The sequence below is a fragment of the Clostridium sediminicola genome (assembly GCF_050402865.1).
Classification (GTDB): Bacteria; Bacillota; Clostridia; order Clostridiales; family Clostridiaceae; genus Clostridium_AF; species Clostridium_AF sediminicola.
In genome coordinates this window covers 1-22,100 of the sequence record NZ_BAABMF010000027.1, presented here as the reverse complement: position 1 = coordinate 22,100, position 22,100 = coordinate 1, and the positions used below count along the sequence as shown (strand labels likewise).

Below are 22,100 nucleotides of genomic sequence, written 5' to 3'. Positions count from 1 at the left end.
TTTTTGATTAATTGTTAGTTGCAGCAGCTTCAGTCATTGCATCAAGAATTCTTATGTATGGTCTTCCTATTGAATAATATTCTACTCCTACTTCTTTCATCTTTTCATTATTATATAAGTTTCTTCCGTCATATACTAAAGGTGTTTTCATAAGCTTCTTATAATCCTCTGGAAGTATCGCTTTAATTTCACCCCACTCTGTAAAGATAAAACAAATATTAGCATCTTCTAAAGCTACTTCAACATTATCAACATACTTTATAGTGCCTTGTCCAATTTTTCCTTCTGGATATACTCTATTAAAGTTATCCTCACCAACAGGATCATAGGCATAAATCTCTGCTCCAGCTTCTAATAGTAATGGTACATTTGCAAGTGATGGTGCTTCTCTTAAATCATCTGTTCCTGGTTTAAATGTAAGTCCAAGTACTGCTACTTTTAAGCCACTAAAAGTGATTAGACGTCTACAAGCTTTCTTATATAACATAGTCTTTTGGTCTTTATTTACATCTATAGCTGCTTTGATAGTTCTAAGCTCATATCCATTTTGTCTTGCTAAATAATCAAGTGCCTTTGTATCTTTTGGAAAACATGAACCACCATAACCTATACCAGCATTTAAAAACTTACTTCCAATACGCTCATCATAACTCATACCTTTAGCTACATCTTGAACATTAGCCCCTACCAGCTCACTAAGATTAGCAATGTCATTCATATAAGATATTTTAAGGGCTAGAAAATCATTTGAAGCATACTTAATCATCTCTGCTGATCTTCTATTTACAGATACTATAGGCAGATTAAAAGGTTCATATATTTTCATAAGCATCTCTTCTGCCCATTTACTTTCAGTTCCAATGATAATTCTTGCAGCCTGAAGTGTATCATGAACTGCTGTGCCTTGAGCTAAGAATTCTGGATTTGATGCTACTTCTACTTTAACATCATTAACTAAAAAGTCTTTTATGAACTGCTCCACCTTATCATTTGTACCAACTGGAACTGTAGATTTTACTACTACAAGACAATCCTTTTCTACGTTTTCAGCTATCTGTCTTGCAACTGTTGCTATATAACTTAGGTTTGCAGAACCATCTGGCTGCTCTGGAGTACCGACTCCAATGAATATAGCATCTGCTTCTCTGTAAGCTGTTTTGTAATCAGTAGTATAATGAAGTCTACCTTCTTCATAATTTTTCTGCATTAATCCTTCCAAATCTGCTTCATAAATTGGAGAAACTCCACTCTCCATTAACTTTACTTTATTTTCATCAATATCTACACAGGTAACTTGATGTCCTCTTTCTGCAAAGCAAACCCCTGCCACAAGACCTACATACCCTGTTCCTGCTACTGCTATTTTATACATTTCTTTTTCCCCCTAACTCCAATACCATATTTAAAATTCTAATACTTCTATATCACTCTATAAATTTGCTTAACCTTATTGGCTATCGCTTATTTTTATTCTCTACTTTACCTAATTTTCTATTTTTTCAATTTATTCTCTTATCTAAACTTTTCCACAGTTAATTCACTCCCACATAGTGATTGAGTTAATTAGGGTTCAACTCCGTGCTACAATTTCTCAACTAAAATATCAGCAATCTTCTTGCAAGCTGTACCATCTCCATAAGGATTACTTGCCTTACTCATCTTCTCGTATTCTTCTTTATTATTTAATAATTCTTTAAAAGTAGAATAAATAGTTTCTTCTTCTGTTCCAACAAGCTTCAGTGTACCAGCTTTTATTCCTTCTGGTCTTTCTGTCGTATCTCTCATAACAAGTACCGGCTTGCCTAATGATGGAGCTTCTTCTTGAATCCCTCCACTATCTGTTAATATCATATATGAACGATTTAAGAAGTTATGAAAATCCAATACTTCAAGTGGATCAATAATATTAATTCTGTCATGATTACCGAATACTTCTGCTGCAGCTTCTCTAACTAAAGGATTCATATGTATTGGATAAATCACTTTAATATCTTCATGCTCATCAACAATTCTTTTAATTGCTCTAAACATGTTTCTTAAAGGTTGTCCTAGATTTTCTCTTCTATGAGCTGTTAACATAATCAATCTATCATTCCCAAGCCAATCAAATAATTCATGATGATAATCTTCTCTTACAGTTGTGTTCAAAGCATCAATTGCTGTATTACCTGTAACATAAATTGACTCTGGATTTTTACCTTCATTTAATAAGTTTCCTTTAGATACTTCTGTTGGAGCAAAGTTAAAAGTAGCTACAATACCAGTAGCTTGTCTATTAAACTCTTCAGGAAATGGAGAATATATATTGTAAGTTCTTAACCCCGCTTCCACATGTCCTACTGGTATTTGCATATAGAAACACGAAAGAGCTGTAACAAATGTAGTAGAAGTATCTCCATGAACTAAAACTACATGTGGTTTTACTTTTTCTAAAACTTCTTTCATTTTATTCATTATATTAACTGTTACATCAAATAAAGTTTGTTTAGCTTTCATAATTGAAAGATCATAATCTGGTGTAATATTGAAAGCATCTAATACTTGATCTAACATTTCTCTATGCTGTCCTGTAACACATACAACAGTCTCCAATTCAGCTCGTGTTTTTAGTTCTTTTACTAAAGGACACATCTTAATTGCTTCTGGTCTTGTTCCAAATACTACCATAACTTTTTTCTTCATTTATACCCACCTACTTTTTCTATAGCTTAATTTAAGGATTTCTTTATCTTTAATTTCCCATTTCAAATCTAGAAATTTGACATACATAAAATACCTTTCTATGATATACATATGGTCTATTTACAAATTTTGAAACATAATATATCATTAGATAAACTTTCACTTTCTTCCATACTCATCATTAAATCTTATTATGTCATCTTCCTCCAAATATTCACCCATCTGCACTTCAATGATTTCTAAAGGTGTTTTACCGGGATTCTCAAGTCTATGTTTCTGTCCTGGTTTTATAAAAATACTTTCTCCAGCAGGAACTAGTCTCTCCACATTATATATAGTTACTTTAGCCATTCCTTTGACAACAATCCAATGTTCACTTCTATGGTGATGCATTTGATAGCTTAACTTCTTACCTTGACTTACTTTAATTCTCTTAATCTTAAATGAATTTTCTTCTTCCTCAAGTACTTTATAATTACCCCAAGGTCTGTAATCTTGTACATGATATTCAGATCTAATATCATTTCTTGATTTTAAAGTTTCTACTATATTTTTTACTTTTTGTGATTGATCTTTTTTACAGATTAACAAAGCATCTCTATTATCTACAATAATTAAATCATCAACACCTACTGTAGATACTAACTTACCCTTTTCTGAATGTATGTAATTATTCTTTGAATCAATAACTATATTATCAGAATCAACGATATTATTATTTTCATCTTTGTCAAAAACATCATAAAAAGCATCAAAGCTACCAAGATCATTCCATCCAATGTCTACAGGAGCTACAGCAACATTTTTGCTCTTTTCCATAATGCCGTAGTCAATTGAAATCTTTTCATCTATCTTACTAAATGCTTCTTTAATACTATTACTTGTTTTAAAGGCATTATATATATTTTTTGCATATTGTTTTACTTCATTAATAAAAAACTCAGTATTAAACATGAATATTCCAGCATTCCAATAATAACCGTTGCCAACATATGTAACTGCAACTTCATGCTCAGGTTTTTCTTTAAATTCTTTTACCTGATAACCATTTAGCTTCTCAATACCCGGTGCAATATATCCATATCCTGTGTTTGGTCCGTCTGGTTTAATACCAAAAGTTATGATTGAATCCTCAGTTAAAGGTTCTGACTCTTTTATAATATTAGCAAACTCTTTTCCCTTTAATATCATATGATCTGAAGGGAAAACCACTACTGAGTCATTTCCTTTTTTAGCTATTTCATGAACGCCTGCATAAATTGCTGGTAAAGTATTTTTTGCTTCAGGTTCAACAAGAATATTTGATTCATTATACTCATAACCCAATTCTTCTACTGCTCCCATAACTAAAAATTTATATTTCTCATTAGTTACAACATATATATCATCCAAATCTGCTAATAATAAACTTCTCTCAATTGTTTCCTGAAACAAAGAAGGTTTATTTCCTTGTAACTTAATAAATTGTTTTGGATATCTATCACGGCTTAGTGGCCATAATCTTGTCCCACTTCCGCCTGCTAATATAATTACTTTCATTTGTTTATGCCTCCTAACATACTAAGTTATTTTTGATTAGTACTTTAAAATACAATATAGGGTGCAACTAGAGTATTTTTAATATTTAACCAAATTATTAAAAATACTCTAGTTGCTTTAATCACAAATACTAGTATGTGTATTTTAGAAACTTACTTTATTCTCTCTGCTTACATATAGTTTCTTTATATCTAATTTTTTCATCTGACAATCTTTTAATTTCTTGTAAACTTAATTTAAACATATCTACAGGATCTGTATTTAATGACTTCATTACTTTATAGGGCCACATCCAGTTATTATATACACCTTGAACAATAATCTGTGCAAAAATCAATCCCCAAACCCCCATATTAGTTAATCTAATTAACAATATAGAAATTATAATGCCTATAAAACTTGAAAGAATAAATGACTTCATATATGGTACATTATTAGTGTTAGATATATATGAAGCATAATATGAATGATGTTTTAGCAAAAATTGATATAGCGAAATTACCAATAAAATAGGGATACTAAAAACTACATCAGGTTTTATTACTTCAAGAATAGGTATACCAATAAATATTAAAGCAACTACTCCAATCCAAAATAATGTACAATAAACTGTCATAGCAATTGACATTAATTTTTTTAACTTTTCAATGTTGTTATTAATATAAGCCGATTGAAGAGATGGCTGAAATGTTGTATATAACGCTCCTGAGATAGTTGCAATTGCCGTTATTAACTGTATTGATATAGAATATATTCCTGTTTCCGTTAAACTCAAGTACATCGAACAAATAATAACGCTTGCTTGATTTGAAAGATACCTAGATAAAGAAACCATGCCATCTCGCCAGGCATTGTGCCAAACTAAGAAAAAGGTTTCTTTAATATCATCTGAAACTATTATCGTTCTATCATTCTTAATACGTTCACCAATATTCTCATATTTATAAAATGCATTCTTAGATATTAGTCTGAATAAAAGACCATATCCCAAATATGCTAAAGATACAGCTACCAATCCGAATCCTAAATGCAATAAAACAATAGAAAGAATAATTTGAAACGTCCTTGATAATACAGTAGCTATATTGATTTTTGAAATCGCACCAACTCCACGTAAAAAAGTAGTATAATATCCATAGTATATATTTAAAAACACTGCGAAACTATATATAATCCATGCAGCTATATGAGTGTATCCAATCATATTGTTTGATAAATGAAGTATATACACTGTTCCTATCGTTAGCAATATAGTTAATGCCAATACCGAAATAATAAGATATATTCTCTTACAAGTTAAAATCACTTTTTTTAACAAACCGATATTCGGCTCACAATTAGCAACAAAAATTGCATCCGTTTTACTTAACGCTACAGCTCCACTCCAACTGTATGCAACATTTCGTGCAAGTGTTGGATTAAAACCAAAATCAAATAAATTAACTATTCCCCCAATACTTAGAAATACATACCACAAACCTAATGCTTCTCCATTAAGATAATGCATCATGAATGGCAGCAACAAAAAATTACTTCCTAACGACATGAAAGTCCCTATGTAGTTCCATATAACATCATTTTTTCTCACTTTCATTAATATCTCCACCCTTAAATGCATCTTTGAACTTCTGAATTATTATATCTTTATCATGAAACTTAATAAATTGATCAAAATCTTTTTTGGTTGTTATGCAATATTTTAGTTCATCAACTTTAGCAAAAAACTCCTCTACATTATTAACCCCTATACATAAAAGTGGATATTTTTCCTCATAACTCTTAATAATAGGAACATTATTTGCTATAACTACCTTATAGTTTGAGATAGCATCATAAATAACACCACTAACCCGATATTCGAAAGTGCTTGGTAAAGGTATAAAGACTCCTTTACATTTTTTAATGTAATTGTCATAATCTTTTTTTGATAAGTATCCTGTTATGACTTTTAAATATCCATTATCGAATTGGTATTTTTTTGAACGTAATATCACCTGCTGTTTAGCCATCTTCAAACGACCGTTTTTTCTTTCATCATCTATTATTTCTTTTATAAAGTTTTCATCATTACTATTGCTCAATCCAATACAATCATATATGTCTTCTTCATTTGAAGTTACAGATTTAAAAGTTGGGTGAGGGATTACATGTATACGTTTCTCATCCACTCCTATTTTTTGTACTAAATATTCTTTAAAATAGTCTTCAAAAACAATATGATTTACTTTATTCATATAAGTTTTAAAAAAGAACTTTTTAACAGGGTTCTTCAGTTCATCTATATTTTTGTGATGTAATATAAAAAAGTTATCCAGTTTTAAAAATAACCTCCCAATAGCAAAAGCTATTGTATCAAACGTAAAAACAACTTTAGCACTATTTATATTACCTGCAACTACTTTTCTAGTCTTTAACATCGAAACAATTGATTGAAGTTTTCTAATTATCATATTTCTCCCATCCATATCTACTCGGATTTCTTCTAACTCAACATCTTTCCAATCGTTTTTATGTTTACTGTAATAACCGTTTCTTGCTATAACTTTGACATCCCCTACATTGGTAAGGTAATTAATGATTTTGTAATATAAAGGTGCATGATTTTTGGGGAAAAGATAATCCAGTATTATAATCTTCAATTTAATTCTCCTTACTTTTTATATACTTAATTCATTTTTTACTAATTTATCTCCGTTTTTGTAATTCAAATAATTTATTTCTTTGTAATCAATATCCATAAAAGCAATAATCAAAGCAGTTACCCCAAATATTGATATAGTTAATGAATATGCATAAAATAATACAAACCAAAAACCACCTATCACCATCCAAGGTGATTTATGAATTTTACTAACAATATTTTTCAATACCCATAGAAAGAAAATTATGCCGATCATGCCGTTCGCTAAATAAAAAGTATTTAAGGTTTCATGCATTTTATGATACAAAGCATTCTCAATTTGCCATTTTGAGTATGCAAATTCATCTACATAACCAAATAAAGACAAATTATCTTCTATTGTTCCTAAATAACCTTTTCCTGTAAAAATAAACCAAGGCTTTTCAATGTATTCACTCGTAATATTTAAGAACTGTGAGATTCTCATCTTTGGAGAACTAGGCATATTTTTAAACCACTCATTATCTACTGATAACATTCCTGAGACTTGTTCCAACTTTGTTGAAAGTAAAAGACTATTATTACACATAGATGGCAAAATATTATTAAATGTAAAATAAATAATAAATATACCTGATAGTAATGTTAATATTACAGTCCTATACATTTTTCTTTTTAATAAGATAGTGATAATAATAACTGGTATAATGGCCATTATAATAATCATTTTGCCATTAGTATTATACATTAAGCCTAAAACTAAAATTATCATCGTAGATATTACTAAAATTATTTTCTCATTTTTATGGTAGTCTTGATAGAATGGTATAATTATAGCGCAGCCTAACAACATAATAATGTTACTTACCTGTAACGAATTTAAGCCGCCTCGGTTACCATAGTTTTCCAGTAACATACAGGTTACAAGAGTAATCGCAAGACTAATGATAATTGCAACTAATGATTGTTTTATTTCATTTATATCTTTTATATTACATCTAATTACTGTATAGATAACAATTACTTCTATAGATACAAATATAAAAATATAACTAGCATCTATAAACATGCCTATGCTTGTCATCTTAATAAGTATATCATTATCATTCATTAGTAAATTAAATAATCCCATGAAAATACCAATAGGAGTTAATATAAATACACCTTTCATAAACTTCCCAGCATAACCCTTCGATTTGTAAGGGTGTTGTATTTCTCCATTTAAAACAAATTTTATTAGTAATATTAAAAGAAATATAACGCCTAGATTTACACCTGCTATCCTAAATTCTTTAAAACCGTAGAAAACGTCAGCACCTACATATGAAGCTGACTCCATACTAGTGCTTAGAAATATAATATAGTAGCTTATATATTTAACATCTTGATTATGTATCAAACACCTAATGAGTATCAAACTTTGTATTACAACTAATAATAGCATTATTATAAAGCTGTCATAAAAAAAACTATTAAGCAAAGTGACTATTATTGCAACAGATATATATTTAAAATTAAATACGTTATTATGATTCTCTTTTAGTTTGTCCATTCTTTAAGCTCTTCCTTTCCACACAAGCTACTTATAATTCAAAATCTTCAACGAAATTTTTCAAAGTATAGTCAAAATTCACTTTTTTTAAAAGAACTTCTCTTTTATTATCTACTTTTGGGTGATTTTTATTAATATATTCTAATATTTTCTCTTCATTTTTAGATTTAAAATCTACAACAACTCCAAGATCATATTGTTCTACATAATTTGCTACATCAAATACGTATGGTGTAGTTATAATTTTCATCCCACTCTGTACATACTCAAGGAATTTGTTGGGAAATGCAACATGATTAGTAACAATATTCTCACGAATTAAAAATGCATAATCTCCCGCCAATAATACCTTATTTACTTCACTTGGATCTAGGCTATCTGTAATTATATCTTCATAACTCTTAATCATAGGCAGTATTTCTTGTATTTTATGAGACAAAATTAACATTTTATAATTTTTATTAGAATCTTTTAACTTATTAAAAATTTCAATGGATTTATCAATGCATTGCCATGGGGAAACACCACCAGAGTATATAAATAATTTTTCATTAGCCTCTATACCATATTTTTTTCTATAATATTCGCGATTTGCTTTTCTGTCCACTTGCACATTTTTATTATTTTCAATCGAACAAGGAACAACATAATAATTGGAATCTGATAACCCATATTCTTTGTTTAAATATTGTGTTAATGCATCAGACACAACAAAAATTCCATCCATATGTTGAAGATTTTTTGATTCACTATATCTAGAATAATGATATGCTAGATTAAGATAAATTCTTTTAGTAATGCTTTTTCCTTTTGCAAATTCTTTTATATCTTCGACTGATCCATGAATATCAGCAATTACAGGTATATCTCTATTTATTTTTTTTACAAAACTATGAAGATGTAGTGTTCCAATCCCAGAAAGAACAACGCAATTATAATTATCAGATTTAATTCGCTTAGCTATAATACTCTTAAGTTTATTGGTTTTTAAAATAATATCTACTGGATTATATTTGTTAACCATTAATACAGTAGTATTAATGGCATTTGGCTTTTCTCTTTTTTTAGCTAAATGTTTATTACGAGCTAACACTATATATTCTGTTTCTATTCCCCATTTTGAACTTAATGCATGTGCTCGGTTCATTATCAAACGTAATTCTCCACTTGTATTTAGAATGTTCTTTGTAGTAATGAATAATATTTTTTTCATAATACCCTCCAAATTGATCCGCATCGTATAAAAAGGTTTTAGATACTTTTTTCTTAACTGTAAAAATCACTTATATCATAAATTAAAAGTGTAATTTAAAATAAAATCTAACCGTTTGAGTATGCAATTACTTTTATCGTTACACACTTATATGATAAAAAATAAATATATAACAATGAATACAACTAAAAAAACTTCATTTCATAAAAGAAACTGAATAGGTATAAATAAATTAATATAGTTACAATTATATTTAATTAAAGTGTATTAAAAATAACAATATTAATACTTTTTTATAATCGTTTCTTTTTTTTGTACTATGATTGAATCATTAGGGAAATCTCCTCTAATAACACTTCCAGCTCCAATAACACAGTTATCCCCAATCTTTGTTCCTCTTAAAATCACTGTATTTGCACCAATCCAAACATTATTTCCAATTTCAACTGGGGAAGTTTTATATTTTAACTTTAAACCATCTTCCGCTCTGAAATCATGATCATGATCATAAATTAAAACATTTGGACCTAAAATTGAGTTTTCTCCAATTTTTATGCTTTGATGACTAGTAACCATGCACCCATAATTAAAAGCAGTATTTTTACCGACAATTAACTTAGCAGTTTCTCTAACTCGTAGCTTAACTCCACTATGTGCTCTTACTTTTTCACCTAAATATAACCTTGATCCTTTACCAATATCGACTTCTGTATTTGGCGAAAACCTTTCGATACAATAAAACTTAAAATCGGATCCGTGAATTAGCTTTAAAATTGAAAATTTAAGTAAAGTATAGATTACACTAATAAAATTTTTTAGCTTTCTCTTCATAAATGTTCTCCTTATATTTTCACTGAAAAAATTTATGTAGCTTTTAAAAACGTTTCTGCTCAAATTTAACCGTTACTTGATGCCAAAACTCTGTATCATATATATATATTGATTAAAAGAACTAGCCTATTATTCGATTCCCATAATCTCAAGCATATGTCTATTAACAATATTAACATCGTACTTTTCTTTACAAAATCTTAAACTATTCTGAGACATCTCCTTTACTCTGTCAGGATTCTCAATCATATATTTCATTTTTTCAACTAAGCTTGTACTATCTTTAGGCTGTATTAAAAATCCATTAACCCCTTCTGATACCGCATCACGACAACCAGGCCAGTCAGTTGTAATAATAGGACGTGCCATCGCCATAGCTTCCAATATTGTTCTAGGAAGTCCCTCTCGATAGTACGTAGGTAAAACAAAAACTTTTGATTTCTCTAAATATGGAACAACATTTTTGGTTTCTCCCGGAAACTCAATAGAACCATCTGATATATACGGTTCTAATTCTTCTGGTTTAATTGCACCAATTGAACTGTCATATCCACCAAGTAAAATAAATCTGGATTCTGGATACTCTTTCTTCACCGTACGAGCTGCTTCTGCAAATTCAAATACCCCTTTTTCTTTTATAACTCTAGCTATCATTAAAAATATAGGTTGTTCAGCCAATTCATTTACATTAAACCTTTCCATATTTACTCCAGAACCATCCACTCGTACCGCCTTCTCTTCAGCTAAGTATCCTAAATCAACTAATTGTTTTAAATCATCGCTATTTTGAAAAATTATTTTGTTACATCCTTTAAACGCTTGTTTATAAAGTATACCTGTAATTTTTCTTAATACCTTCGCTTTAAAACTATTTGATGCATATATTCGACCTAAACCAGTCACCATTGGATATATCCTCTTAATACTAACGTGTCGTGCTGCCAGGCTACCATATACAACTGGCTTAATTGTGTAACTAAATACCAAATCAGGTTTTTCTGATTTCATAACTTTTTTAAGTTTTTTATAATAATTAACATCACCAAGGATACTAATATTATCTTTAGAAAATGGTACTTCAATAAATTTAGCTCCCAATGCTAATACATCATCTATATAATCCTTATTCGGTCCTATAGCAACAACTTCATGACCATTAGAAATAATTTTCTTAATCAAATCTCCTCTAAAATTAAATAACGTCTTATTTTTTGGTGATATCACCATTACTTTCATTTAATTCACCTCTCAGTAATACAAATAATTTAGCCTATATAATTTCTTTCAAATTCTCACATATTAACTCAAACATTCTTTCATTAACCTTATCTGAAACAAACGAGTTATGTGGCGTAACAATAACTCTCTCTAAATCCCATAATATACTTTCCTCTGATAAGGGTTCCTCCTCAAATACATCAAGAGCTATGCCTAGAAATTTTCCAGCTTGAATTGCTTCTATCAACGCCCTTTCATCTATAACTCCACCTCTAGAAACATTAACAAGAACACTATTATCTTTCATGTATGATAACTTCTTTGCATCTATTAAGCAACGAGTTTCTTCTGTAAGTGGTAATGTTAAAATAACAATGTCACTTTTCATTAAAACTTTATCCAAATCATCAATTGTATAACTTTCATCGATTAATTCTGATTCTATCTTTCGTCTACCAACACCTATTATATTTACACCAAATACCTTTAGTCTCTTTGCAACCTCTGTTCCAACACTACCAAATCCAATAATAGCAGCACTCTTATCTGTAAGTTCTAGTAAATCACGCTTCTTTTCCCATTTATGCTTAAGTTGAATTTCATAAAAATGTCTGCTATTTTTATAAATCTCTAGAATTTTTAGTACAACAAACTCAGTCATTGGAATACTATATACTCCTCTAGCATTATATATCTCTATACCAAGCTGTTTAATATAGTCAATCGGTACTCTATCCATACCAGCACTGGTAAGTTGAATAAATTTTAGGCTCTTAAATTTTGCAATGTCATTATATAAAAAAAGCCCGTTGCAAACCACTGCTTCTACATCAGTAACATCTATCTCCAAAGGAAGTCGCTCATCTTTGACAAATATAATCTCATAACCAAGCGACTGTATAGTATTCAATTGTTCTTCACTGTACTTGAAAACTCCAGTAAGTAGTAATTTCATATAGCCTTCCTCATCATTTTCTTAGATATCTCACATTTTATTTTCATTATCTTGTCTTTAACCACTTCATGATTGTGTTGAAAAAAATCCATGTCCTCATTCAATAATCCATCTTCATATTTTCTTATCTTATCAACACCAGTTTTAAAAACACTTTTAACCTCACTAACATCATCCACCTTATTTGCATTACAAAAACTCCTAGATAAAATAGCCATACTAGAACCTAGTCTATAGTGTTCTCCAATAATATATTCTGCTGGCAAATCACCTTGTCCAAGTCGTGCTATTCCCCCAAAACCATATGGGATGCCTTTATCTCTAAACTTATTGCATAGCATTTCAACTGTGCCATCAGCCAAAAGTTCAAACATAAATTTCATTTTATAAGATAGATGTAAATCATTTAGACCAATATGAATTAAATCTATACCTTCTAGATTCAAAATATCATCAATATTCTCTACTGCCTCTGCGGTTTCGCATAACAAACAAGTTTTTGCTCTACCATCTACATAACTAATGAATTTTTCAACTTCATCTTTTGTCTTAAAAAATGGAAGCATGACTATATCAGCTCCGTCCTCAATAACTTTATTTATTTCATTTCTAGAACCATCATAAATAGGATTAACTCTAACCAGTAACTCTGCCTTCGTTAGTACTTTCTTTATTTTTTTTACATCTTCTATATTATGTCGTGAGATTACAGTATCAAGATGACCTTGTCTTTCATCTTTCCCATTAATCTCAAGATCAATAAAAATCCAATCCACTCCACTATCTTCAGCTATTTTTACAATACTCTCTTTGTTTGTTATATACATTAAGTTTAACGACATTTCATATGCACCCCTTTTTTCCCTTTTAGATTCTACTCCCATTATTAATAGCTTTATTCACATCTTGAATGTCGTTTCTGTAGTTTGAGTTTTAACTGTCTCACCAACATTCACGTTATCCTGCATACATAAAACCTTAATAATAGTTTTAAAAAATATCTTTACATCAAAACTAAAAGAAAGGTTATTAACATACTCAACATCGTACTCAATTCTTATGTCCCAAGTGATATCTTTTCTTCCATTAATTTGTGCCCATCCTGTAACACCTGGTCTTATACTGAATCTCTTTTTTTGTTCCTCAGTATATTCTTCAAATGGCCATGGATGATATGTTAATGTTGGACGAGGTCCAATGATAGACATATCCCCTTTTATGATGTTTACAAATTGCGCAAGTTCATCAATGCTTGTCTTACGAATAAACTTACCAATCTTAGTTACTCTTGTGTCACCTTTAGTTTCATAAACTCCACCTTTTTCTGCACCAACACACATTGAACGAAATTTATAAATTTCAAACACTTTTCCATTTAACCCAAGACGTTTCTGTTTAAAAATTATAGGCCCTTTAGACTCAATTTTAATAGCTATAGCTACAATTACTAAAAGTGGTGTAAGGATTATTAATCCAAATAATGAAAACAATATATCAAATAATCTTTTAAAACTTTTATAAAACATAATAATTACACAGCTCCTATCCCTCTAATTGATTCACTCCATTCCATCCGCTCATCTTTTCAATCAATTTCCTTTCTATAATCCATATACAAATTAAATAAATATAAATCTAATCTTATTCTTATTCCCCTTTTCCCTAACCCAATTGCTACTCCAATGGTTAACCTAACATCTTCTTATCCTGTAAACATGCTCACCTCTCCCTTACCATTCAATAATACATGAATTTATAAGAAAGGAACTTCCCCACTGTCATCCTCTATCTCCTTACTTTCATCTTTAGTATGAACACTACATTCAATTTTCCCATCCACATAAATAATATCTCCATATTCAGGACAAATTTCACCTATGTACTCAGAACAATAGTTTAACTATCGTTTAGCAATTGTTAAACAATCGTTAAACAATCGTTAAACCATCGTTCTAAGAAAATTACTCATCTTAACCAACAAATTCTTAACCATCCTAACAAATTCATCATACTCACCCTGCTCTATATACCCCAACTCCAATGAAATCTCCATTTGACAAACCAACTCCATCAAAGATCCATAAGATATATTAATAAAATGAGCTTTATCTTTATTACTTTTTCTACTTGTTCCTTCAGCAATATTACTTGGTATTGAAACAGCTGCTCTATTCATCTGCTGAACTAAAGCAAACCTCTCTTCACTAGGAAACATCTTAGTCAATTTATAATTATATTTCACAATTTCCTTCGCCAACTGATATATCTGCAACTTCTGAAATCCAAACATCTTTTTAACTCCTTTTGAACAGTTGTGGAACCATTGTTTAACAATCGTTAAACGATGGTTAAACCATCGTTCAACCATCGTTAATCCATAGCCACCGCAACTCTCTCATCTTCAACACCACTACCATCTTTCCAACTGCCCGTCTCTCCTACTTTATCTTCCGCCTTATAAGTCGGCACCAAATCCTTAATACAAGCAAAAATAAGGTCATTATCTTCACTTTCTATCATTATCCTAGTACCAGCAAGCTTATCTCTCAACTTGTAAAAATCAATATGACTTGGCTTACCAATATAAATTTTCTCATGATTGGTTTGTCCATTAAGTTCTCCACCCATCAAAAGCTCTTCATAAAGTTTTTCACCAGGTCTAAGCCCAGTAATTTTTATTTCAATGTCTTTATTTGGCTCAAAACCAGAAAGCTTTATAAGGTCAGAAGCCAAATCATATATTTTAACTGCCGCACCCATATCCAAAACAAAGATTTCTCCCCCTTTAGCATAACCACCAGCTTGAAGAACTAATTGAGATGCTTCAGGAATAGTCATAAAAAATCTAATAATATCTTTATGAGTTAATGTAACAGGTCCTCCTTCAGCGATTTGTTTTTTGAACAATGGTATTACTGAACCATTAGAACCAAGAACATTCCCAAATCTAACAGCCACAAATTTAGTTTTACTTACCTTATCAATAGACTGTATAATCATCTCACAAACACGCTTTGTAGCTCCCATAATATTAGTAGGATTAACTGCTTTATCTGTAGAAATCTGTACAAATCTCTTAACTCCATAAGTATCAGCACATTCAGCTGTGTTCAATGTACCAAATATATTGTTTTTTATAGCTTCTCCTGGACTGTCTTCCATTAAAGGAACATGTTTATGAGCTGCTGCATGGAATACTACATCAGGTTTGTACTTTGCAAAAATACTGATCAACCTCTTTTTATCCCTTACAGAAGCAATAAGAACAGACAAATTAAGATTAGGATAATTTCTTTTCAATTCGTTTTGCAGGTCATATGCATTATTCTCATATATATCTACAATGATAAGTCTCTTTGGTTTAAATCTAGATACTTGTCTACATATTTCAGATCCAATAGAACCACCACCGCCTGTAACTAATACAGTTTGATTTTCTAAATAATCACTAATACCTTTCATATCTAGTTTCACTGGTTCTCTACCCAACAAATCTTCTACATTAACATCACGAATCTTACTAAGAAAAACTTTCTCACCTAAGATTTCATTATATGCAGGAATAATTTTTAGTTCGCATCCTGTTTCTTTACAAATGTTTATAATTTCAGTTTTCTGTTTTATAGTAACTCTTGCCATAGCAATAATAATCACATCAATATTTTCGGTTTTTGCATAACGTATAATTTTCTTTCTACCACCAATAACCTTAACTTTATTTATATAACTTCCCCACTTACTCTTATCATCATCAATTACCACCACAGGTTCATACCCTATATTTACATTGGACAACATTTCTTTAATAATCAAACTACCTGTATAACCAGCTCCAATTATCATAACTTTTTTGGGTTTCATACAATTGTTAATAGATTTAGTTTGAAGAAACACCACATATCTTCTCAAAAATCTATAAGACATTCTAATTGCCACAGTAAAAACTAAAGTAATCATAAAAAAAATAAGTTTCAACGAAAAATCATAATTAAAATTAGTAAACAAAGAACTAAGTAAAACAACCCCCGACCACGATACTACATTTGCCAATATAATATTCAAAAACTCATAAGATCCTGCAAATCTCCAAAGGCTGTCATATAATTTAAATAAAGTAAATACCAAAATATAAATTACTGAAATCATAAGAAAACTCATTAACTTTACTTCGCCATATTGGTTCATCAATAACAGTGCAAAGAAATAAGAAAAATTTATTAGAACGATATCTAAAAGAACTAGAAATAATTTCTTATGACGAAGTTTCATTTTTTCAAATAAACCTTTCAACGCTTCCCCAACTCCCACATAAAATAATAACTAATATAATACTAATTTGATAATTTTTATACTATGTTTTTTTTAATAACATATTATACATATTATTACATTTAAATTCTAAAAAAATTTACATTTTTTTAATAATTTACATAGTATGTACAGTATAGCAAAATATTGTTTCCTAATCATGTTTATATTTAACCATATTTAATATTATCGTAATCTATATTGTGATTTGAGTTAATTATTTTTTATTTAACCAAAAATATCTCTTATTTTCTATAATTAGCTCTCTATTACAAATTATAGTACTATCGTTTAACAATAGTCGACAATTTCTTTCAACAATCTCTCCTATATGTCGATAACTTTTTAATGAGTTCATTAAAATTTTATTCATTTGGGGTTTTCTCACACCTATTGAGTGGGCATCAGTGGCTATAAAATCACATATATTCTTATCCAAAAGCTTTTTAGTTATTCTTTTTAATTTCTTACCATAAATCCCTGCTATAGAACCTGTATTTATTTGAAATAAGCATCCTTCCCTTATAAAATCATTAAGACTTGATAAATTATTATGAACAAACACATACCTTTCAGGGTGAGCAATAATAGGAGTAATCCCTTTAACTCTAAGCTCATAGATAATATCAAGTATATGAGGTTCAAGTTTACTAGGCTGCAACTCCACAAGCATATATTGAGAATTGTTTAAAGTACCGATATTACCGTTATTATATAGATCAAGAGTAAACTTATCAAGATACACTTCTTGCCCAGGTAAAATTTCTATATCAATATTCTTATCTTTAGCTCTTTCACTAACTTTTTTTATCAACTCTACCACATCTGAATAACTATTTTCATAATTAAACTTGTAAAAATGAGGCGTAGCGATAATCTTATCTATACCATCACTTTTTGCTATTCGTAACATTTCTAGTGTAGTATCTATATCTTTGGAACCATCATCGATTCCAGGAAGTATATGTGAATGTATGTCAAGCATTAGTTTTCTCCTTTTCTTTAGTGTAGGACTTTTTAGTGCACAGTTCACAGTGCACAGTTAAATAATTAAAAAATTTAAGTGATTTCTTTTGCTAAAGCAAAAGTTTTACTTAGTGAATTTCCTCATAGAAAATTATCCTATGCAATTTGTTGTACTATTATATTAAAAACTTTATGTACAAATATGCTTTTAGCGCAGCTGTACGATTTTTTTCAATCTATTTCATTTTTCAAAATAGATTTATTAGTGCAAACGTATTAACAATACTTGCATAGCAATTAATTCACAGTCTTTTTTAGTGAAACCCTCACTTAGAACACTAAAAAACTAAAAATCCAAATGTTTTCTTTTGCATCATCAAAAGAACCTTCCCCCTGTCATCGAAGATGACAAAGGCTTAGTTCAAAAGATTTTCTGCAAGAGAATCATCTTAAGAATCGGCTTATGAATTAGTTCTACTTTTCAATGAAAAATATCGAATCTTTAACAATTTTTTGATTGAAATTAGTAGCACTTATTCTTAAACAATCTCTTTCCTTAACTGTGAACACATTTAAGAAGCGTTCTTCTTCTTAAATATCCCTTTCTTATTTTTCTTATGTTTTTCATTTTCCCCATAGTAGTAATAATATTGATAACTATATCCGTATCCTTTTCCAGATCGTAACTCCGTTTTATTCAGAACTACTCCTAGTATATTCGCGTTAACCTTATTTAATAACTCTTTTGCTCTAACTACTGCATCTTTGTCCGCTTCTTTTGATGCTACTACTAAAACAACTCCATCAACTTCACTTGCTAATACTTGAGCATCAGTAACTGCTATAACTGGGGGAGTATCTAAAAGTATATAATCATATTGTTGTTTTAAATCTTCCATAAAATCTTTCATCTTTTTTGAAGACAACATTTCCGCTGGATTTGGAGGTACTGGTCCTGAAGTTATGATATCTAATTTACTCTCTACTTTATGTATAGCATCTACCAAATCAACTTCACCAGTTAAATAATCTGATAAACCTGTAGCATTTGATAATCTGAATTTTTTATGTATACTTGGCTTTCTCATATCACAATCTATAATAAGAACTTTTTTATCAGTACCAGCTAATGTAAGCGCCAAATTCCCTATAGTAGAAGATTTTCCTTCAGCTGGACCTGCGCTTGTACACATTATTGTTCTAATTTCTTTATCTATTGATGAATACTGTATATTTGTTCTAAGAGTACGGAAGGCCTCAGCGGCTACACTCTTTGAGTCTCTTTTAACTATTAACAACTTGTTTCACTCCCTTTTTCTTGTTGCAATCTTAAGGTTAGCTTTGGCTAGTTAACAATTGACAGTGTTCAATTGAAAACTGTCAACTAGAATAATTATTCTGCTACGTGTTCTGGTATTATACCTATAACCGGTAGTCCAACGTATTTTTCTATGTCTTCTTTAGTTTTTACTGTGTTGTCCATATATTCTAAAATAAAAACTATCCCCACTGAAACCATAAGACCTAAGATAAATGTAATTGCTACATTTAAAGTTTTATTTGGTTTTATAGGATTCTTTGGTAATTCTGCTTTGTCCAATACCTCTATATTTCCATTTGGAATTAGTTTTTCTGCTCTATTTATAAAAGCTATAGTTATTTTAGAAACAATTTCTTTAGCTTCTTCTGGATCCTTTGATTGAACTTTTAAATCCACTATCTGAGTATTATTTTGAGGTGTAACAGCTAGCATTTCTCTAACTTTATCAGCGGTTAAATCTGTATCCATTAAATTTACTGCTTTTTCAGAAACTACTTTCGATTTAGCTATAACAGCATATGTACTTACTAACTTCTGATACATATTTACATCATTTAGATTGTAACTTAGTTCCTCATTTATATCTGTAGCTTTTCCAATAACTACACTCATCTTCGCTTCATAAATTGGTGTAAGTACAAACACACTTACTAATGCCGATATAACTGTTGCTAATAAGGTAATAGACACTATAAGAGTTATTCTTTTTCTTAAAATAAAAAAAAGTTCCCTCAAATCTAAACTTATTTCTTCTTCCATTTTTATCCCCCTCTTAATTAAGTTCCTGTTTCATCTGATAACTTTTAATATTTAATATTTTTTATTTAAATTTAATTTACAATTAAATTACAATGAATATCTTTTATTCCATAAGTGTTAACCATTATCCTTTTGTATATTTTATTGCATAGTTTTACTTTTTTTACCTTTAAACTGCTACCAATTATTATAGCATACATTAGTACTTTTTTTAATATATTTTTCCGATTATTTTATCAAAGAATTCTAGATAAAACCTATACTAATAAACAACCTTTACCAGTGCACTAAAAAAGAGTTGATTCCCGTAAAAAATAGGAATCAACTCTTTTTTCTATCCTTTTGCTTCATGACTCGCTCTTATTTCTTTTATAATTTCCATTTGTCCTTTATGGCCAATAAAAATCACATCATCACTTTCAACAATCAATACGTCATCTACTTCATCTAGTATTATTGGTTTTCCTTTTGTTAAAACTACATTGTTCTTGCCACTTATATTTGTAACATCTCCAACAAATATATTATTCGATGTATCTTTGCTTCTATATCTTTCTATTGCTTTCCATGTGCCAACATCATCCCAACCAAATTGGGATGGTATTACAAAAATAGATTCTGCATTTTCCATAATTCCGTAATCTACAGAAATAGAATGAACTTCATTATATCTGTTATCTAGCATATTCTGAAATTTTGCTTCTGAAGAAGCTGTAACTTCTTTTAGTATATTAAATGTATTGTTTAAAAACTTTTGTGATAAATTCAATATTGTACTTGTTTTCCATATAAACATACCAGCATTCCATAAATAGTTCCCTCTAGCTAAATATTTTTCTGCAGTTTCTTTATTTGGTTTTTCGACAAATTTATTAACTTCATGAATATTGAATTTTCCGATACTCTCACTCTCTTTATCATAGCTTATGTAACCGTAACCTATCTCAGCTCTGTTTGGTTTCATACCTAGTGTTACTATAGATTCATCTTTTCCTTTTATAAATTCATCAGCCACTTTTAAAGTTTCTAAAAATTTATCTTCGTCTTTTATTAAATGATCTGATGGCAGTACCGCTAAAGTTGCATCTTTATAGTACTTGTTTATTATAAAAGCTGATAATATAATACAAGGAGCCGTATTTTTACCAACAGGTTCTTTAATTATGTTTCTATCGGGCAAATCTGGAATTTGTTCTTTTACTAAATCACAATATCTTTTACCTGTTACCACAAAAATTCTTTCTATAGGTATTAACTTTTTCAATCTATTTACAGTCATTTGAATCATCGTTTCATTTCCTAATAGCTTTAAAAACTGTTTTGGTTTCTCTTCAGTTGATAAAGGCAACAATCTAGTTCCTTTTCCTCCTGCCATAACTAGAGCACATATCATAACATTTCCCTACCTCTCTTTGGCAAATTTCATTTATGAAATATTTTCTTTTGCCCTGCAAAATTACTAAGGAAATAATTTTTTAGCAAAAGTATAAAAAAAATTATAAAAAAAACAGCCTACTAGGCTGTTTTGGTGGAGATAAAGAGATTCGAACTCTTGACCCCCTGCGTGCAAGGCAGGTGCTCTCCCAACTGAGCTATACCCCCAAAAATGGTGGACCTTCAGGGACTCGAACCCCGGACCTACCGGTTATGAGCCGGTTGCTCTAACCAGCTGAGCTAAAGATCCGTAACGAAATTGTGAAAACTTTATTTCTCACATATGCTATTTTATCAACCTTAAAAGGTTTTGTCAAGCTTTTTTTATTTAATTTTATATAATTTATTTATAGTCTTATTTTGCAATCATATCTATATAAATAATCCACATATAGATAATCTTAAATTAACTTTTATCCACAATCCTATATAAATACTATGATATTTGTGGATTAAAAAAGGGATATGCTGAAATATCTTCATCATATCCCTTTTTCATTTTGGTTTTGGATAGTATACAATCTTTATTGTATTTTTTAACAAATATAAAAACTCACATCTATAGACATGAGACTTTATTCAAAAAATAAAAATGGCTCCGCGGAGAGGACTCGAACCTCCAACCTATCGGTTAACAGCCGAGTGCTCCACCATTGAGCTACCGCGGACCATGACCTGGCAACGTCCTACTCTCCCACACAG

General features: G+C 29.9%; 18 protein-coding genes and 3 tRNA genes. All 21 read right to left on the bottom strand.

Translation table 11 applies throughout. From position 1 onward, the window contains the following. Positions 1–7: 7 nt before the first annotated feature. The 21 genes from ACQ3F0_RS24335 to ACQ3F0_RS24235 all read right to left on the bottom strand — a co-directional run bounded on the left by ACQ3F0_RS24335 (position 8) and on the right by ACQ3F0_RS24235 (position 22,066). Complete coding sequence (locus ACQ3F0_RS24335; RefSeq protein WP_428868392.1) at positions 8–1,372, bottom strand: UDP-glucose dehydrogenase family protein; 1,365 nt, start codon at positions 1,370–1,372, stop codon at positions 8–10. Positions 1,373–1,581: 209 nt separating this feature from the next. After that, a complete protein-coding gene (gene wecB / locus ACQ3F0_RS24330; RefSeq protein ID WP_428868391.1) occupies positions 1,582–2,682 on the bottom strand; it encodes a non-hydrolyzing UDP-N-acetylglucosamine 2-epimerase in 1,101 nt (366 codons plus the stop codon). Between the two features lie 159 nt (positions 2,683–2,841). Continuing rightward, positions 2,842–4,221 carry a mannose-1-phosphate guanylyltransferase/mannose-6-phosphate isomerase gene (locus ACQ3F0_RS24325; protein ID WP_428868390.1) on the bottom strand — a complete coding sequence of 460 codons (1,380 nt, stop codon included), beginning with the start codon at positions 4,219–4,221 and terminating at the stop codon, positions 2,842–2,844. A 157-nt stretch (positions 4,222–4,378) separates the two neighbouring features. Then, entirely contained in the window at positions 4,379–5,815 is a 1,437-nt protein-coding gene (gene wzx, locus ACQ3F0_RS24320) for an O-unit flippase-like protein (protein WP_428868389.1), read from the bottom strand. Continuing rightward, positions 5,796–6,860: a glycosyltransferase family protein gene (locus tag ACQ3F0_RS24315; protein ID WP_428868388.1), complete on the bottom strand. Its 1,065-nt coding sequence runs from the start codon at positions 6,858–6,860 to the stop codon at positions 5,796–5,798. The genes wzx and ACQ3F0_RS24315 overlap by 20 nt, the downstream gene beginning before the upstream one ends. Before the next feature lie 18 nt (positions 6,861–6,878). After that, a complete protein-coding gene (locus ACQ3F0_RS24310) occupies positions 6,879–8,393 on the bottom strand; it encodes a hypothetical protein (protein WP_428868387.1) in 1,515 nt (504 codons plus the stop codon). Positions 8,394–8,424: 31 nt separating this feature from the next. Further along, a complete protein-coding gene (locus ACQ3F0_RS24305) occupies positions 8,425–9,606 on the bottom strand; it encodes a glycosyltransferase (protein WP_428868386.1) in 1,182 nt (393 codons plus the stop codon). A 282-nt stretch (positions 9,607–9,888) separates the two neighbouring features. Continuing rightward, positions 9,889–10,437 (bottom strand): acyltransferase, encoded by a 549-nt coding sequence (locus tag ACQ3F0_RS24300; RefSeq protein WP_428868385.1) that lies wholly within the window; start codon positions 10,435–10,437, stop codon positions 9,889–9,891. A gap of 129 nt (positions 10,438–10,566) precedes the next feature. Beyond that, a complete protein-coding gene (locus ACQ3F0_RS24295) occupies positions 10,567–11,673 on the bottom strand; it encodes a glycosyltransferase family 4 protein (RefSeq protein WP_428868384.1) in 1,107 nt (368 codons plus the stop codon). A gap of 34 nt (positions 11,674–11,707) precedes the next feature. Continuing rightward, positions 11,708–12,610, bottom strand: coding sequence for an NAD(P)-dependent oxidoreductase (locus tag ACQ3F0_RS24290; protein WP_428868383.1), 903 nt, complete (start codon positions 12,608–12,610; stop codon positions 11,708–11,710). Next, positions 12,607–13,452, bottom strand: a complete 846-nt coding sequence (locus ACQ3F0_RS24285) for an aldolase/citrate lyase family protein (RefSeq protein WP_428868382.1) — start codon at positions 13,450–13,452, stop codon at positions 12,607–12,609. Before ACQ3F0_RS24285 ends, ACQ3F0_RS24290 begins: the two co-directional genes overlap by 4 nt. Before the next feature lie 57 nt (positions 13,453–13,509). Then, positions 13,510–14,136: a sugar transferase gene (locus tag ACQ3F0_RS24280; protein WP_428868381.1), complete on the bottom strand. Its 627-nt coding sequence runs from the start codon at positions 14,134–14,136 to the stop codon at positions 13,510–13,512. A 413-nt stretch (positions 14,137–14,549) separates the two neighbouring features. After that, positions 14,550–14,900, bottom strand: coding sequence for a four helix bundle protein (locus tag ACQ3F0_RS24275; RefSeq protein WP_428868380.1), 351 nt, complete (start codon positions 14,898–14,900; stop codon positions 14,550–14,552). A gap of 80 nt (positions 14,901–14,980) precedes the next feature. Next, a complete protein-coding gene (locus ACQ3F0_RS24270; RefSeq protein WP_428868411.1) occupies positions 14,981–16,879 on the bottom strand; it encodes a polysaccharide biosynthesis protein in 1,899 nt (632 codons plus the stop codon). A gap of 256 nt (positions 16,880–17,135) precedes the next feature. Further along, on the bottom strand, positions 17,136–17,903 hold the full coding sequence (locus ACQ3F0_RS24265; RefSeq protein WP_428868379.1) for a tyrosine-protein phosphatase: 768 nt from the start codon (positions 17,901–17,903) through the stop codon (positions 17,136–17,138). A 553-nt stretch (positions 17,904–18,456) separates the two neighbouring features. Further along, positions 18,457–19,182 carry a CpsD/CapB family tyrosine-protein kinase gene (locus ACQ3F0_RS24260; RefSeq protein ID WP_428868378.1) on the bottom strand — a complete coding sequence of 242 codons (726 nt, stop codon included), beginning with the start codon at positions 19,180–19,182 and terminating at the stop codon, positions 18,457–18,459. A gap of 95 nt (positions 19,183–19,277) precedes the next feature. Next, positions 19,278–19,964, bottom strand: a complete 687-nt coding sequence (locus ACQ3F0_RS24255; RefSeq protein WP_428868377.1) for a YveK family protein — start codon at positions 19,962–19,964, stop codon at positions 19,278–19,280. A 334-nt stretch (positions 19,965–20,298) separates the two neighbouring features. Then, complete coding sequence (locus tag ACQ3F0_RS24250; RefSeq protein WP_428868376.1) at positions 20,299–21,357, bottom strand: mannose-1-phosphate guanylyltransferase; 1,059 nt, start codon at positions 21,355–21,357, stop codon at positions 20,299–20,301. Between the two features lie 133 nt (positions 21,358–21,490). After that, positions 21,491–21,566, bottom strand: a tRNA-Ala gene (locus ACQ3F0_RS24245). A 5-nt stretch (positions 21,567–21,571) separates the two neighbouring features. Beyond that, positions 21,572–21,648 (bottom strand) — tRNA-Ile (locus ACQ3F0_RS24240). A gap of 343 nt (positions 21,649–21,991) precedes the next feature. Next, positions 21,992–22,066: transfer RNA gene (locus ACQ3F0_RS24235), tRNA-Asn, on the bottom strand. Positions 22,067–22,100: the final 34 nt, after the last annotated feature.